General features: G+C 34.5%; 4 protein-coding genes and 1 pseudogene. 3 read left to right on the forward strand and 2 right to left on the reverse strand.

Translation table 11 applies throughout. The features are described from left to right. Both C8E03_RS22315 and C8E03_RS21640 read left to right on the forward strand, forming a co-directional pair. Nucleotides 1-579: pseudogene (locus C8E03_RS22315) on the forward strand (hypothetical protein); the annotation flags it as partial. Then, the gene (locus tag C8E03_RS21640; RefSeq protein ID WP_110292096.1) at nt 576-971 is read left to right on the forward strand and encodes an SMI1/KNR4 family protein; all 396 of its coding nucleotides are present in this window, start codon (nt 576-578) and stop codon (nt 969-971) included. The pseudogene C8E03_RS22315 and the gene C8E03_RS21640, both read left to right, overlap by 4 nt. Before the next feature lie 239 nt (nt 972-1,210). Here C8E03_RS21640 and C8E03_RS21645 read toward each other — a convergent pair whose 3' ends face one another. Beyond that, complete coding sequence (locus tag C8E03_RS21645) at nt 1,211-1,429, reverse strand: helix-turn-helix domain-containing protein (protein WP_110292097.1); 219 nt, start codon at nt 1,427-1,429, stop codon at nt 1,211-1,213. Nucleotides 1,430-1,699: 270 nt separating this feature from the next. Between C8E03_RS21645 and C8E03_RS23005 the strand changes: the two genes are divergently transcribed. Beyond that, nucleotides 1,700-1,780 (forward strand): hypothetical protein, encoded by an 81-nt coding sequence (locus C8E03_RS23005; protein ID WP_408609934.1) that lies wholly within the window; start codon nt 1,700-1,702, stop codon nt 1,778-1,780. Here the strand turns inward: C8E03_RS23005 and C8E03_RS22320 are convergent. Then, nucleotides 1,761-1,950 (reverse strand): hypothetical protein (locus C8E03_RS22320; RefSeq protein WP_207657829.1); only part of this gene is annotated, 190 nt, incomplete at its 5' end. The two genes, C8E03_RS23005 and C8E03_RS22320, sit on opposite strands and share 20 nt — an antisense overlap.

Genomic DNA, 1,950 nt, shown 5'->3' on the forward strand with positions numbered 1-1,950 from the left:
TACCGGGGAGACGGACTGAACCTGTACGCATATTGCGCCAACAATCCAGTGAGCTATGTAGACCCAAGTGGGAATATCTGCGAAACAGCCGCGAATAGAATTATGGATAAGGTGGCTCAGGGACAGGCTGAAAAAAAGGAACAGAGACAACTGGAATCCTATTTGCGAAATAAGCAAAACAAAGGTGGATTGACATCACAAGAGCAGGAAGTGGCGAAAAAGCTTGGAGTGAGTGGTGGTAATGAGGGTTCGGGTGGAAATCATGGAGTAGATACAGATTCATTTTACATTGATGATTGGACGGGGTATCCTGATGCGCCCAAGCCAGAGGGATCATTTAAAATCTTAGAGGGCAGTGAATATGATACGGCAAGAAAACTTGCCAATAATACCAATGCAAAATTACATAGGCAGTATAGTCACTTAGATGGAGTACAAATTCATGAGATGCACCCTGTTAAATTTGGAGGGAGTCCAACTGATATTGATAACAAGATTGCATTAACGCAAAAAGAGCATGCTCAATACACAAAATTCTGGAATAAAATATTAAGAGAACAGAAAGGAAAAAAGAAATGAGATCTGAGACGATAAAATTATTAAAAAATTTAATTGATTCAACAAGTTCCGAATTAAATATTCACGATTATACGGGGATGACTGGTTTATTATCCAACGATTATAGAGATTTTTTAAATCAATATAACGGAGGCGAAGGAAATATTGGCGAGAATACATATTTACATTTATGGAATTTTGAAGATATTGAAGAACTAAATGACGATTATGGATCAGCTGAATTTTTAACGGATATAATTCTTATAGGTTCCGATGGAGGAGACGCAGCATATGGGATAAATAGTAAAGGTAAGTATATTGAAGTTCCTTTTATTGGTATGGATGATGATGAGGTTAATGTGATTGCAGGTGATTTTGATGGATTTATAGAATATCTAAATAATAAACAGTAATATTTTTGATGGTATACACTTTGACAATACTTAATTAAAATAATATCTCAAACGCTTCCGAATTGATAAAAGTTAAACTTTCAGTTTGGGAGTGTTTTTGCTTTAGTTTTTTTATACAAATTTTAAATTGACAGTATATTTAAAAACTTTAAGAGGCACCTTGAAAATCTCAGATTTTTAATCAATATATTTAAATACCAATATTCCATGAATCCATCAGGATATAGAAAGGCTTACAGCTATATCCTTTTAGGATTATCAGAACGACCAAGCAAATAATCAGTAGAAATATCAAAATAATCTGCCAAAGCTATTATAATTTCATATTTTGGTTTACTTGCTCCAAGTTCGTAATTTTGTATCCCGCGTTCACTGGACCCAATCGCTTCTGCTAATTGTTTTTGCGTTAAATTCCTTGACAATCGAATTGATTTTAAACGTTTTCCAAAATCAAACAAAAAAATACCTCCTAAAATCCCAAAAGATATTGACACGCAAAAACTAGTGTGTTAATATCATACCAAGAAACACGCAAAACTTGGTGCTTCGAGTTGGGAATATATTTTACATTACCATATTTTATACGAAAAGTAAACGAATTGATAGAATGACAGGAGGTAATTTGAGATGGAAAAAAGAAAGATAAAGGTTTATAAAACATTTAAAATGACTATAAAAACAGAACTTATGCCGAAATACCAGAAATAAAGCTGAAAGGACAATGGCTCTTGCATCATGGATTTACAACAGGTTCCACAATTGTCCTGTATTGCAGTGAAAACCAAATCATTATAAAAAAGGAAGCATGAAAAAGGAAGTTATGCCTATGATGTTTTTGGAAATACCACGTAGAGCATAGACGGTGAGGGAAATCCGGTCAAAGAAATCCGGCGCATCTGGTACGATGCAAACGGAAACATCAAAAAGGTATGCAATCCGACACAGTATGAGGAAAAGACCGATAATGGTCCAGGTTATC

It is taken from the genome of Lachnotalea glycerini, from assembly GCF_003201285.1.
GTDB classification, from domain to species: Bacteria; Bacillota; Clostridia; order Lachnospirales; family Lachnospiraceae; genus Lachnotalea; species Lachnotalea glycerini.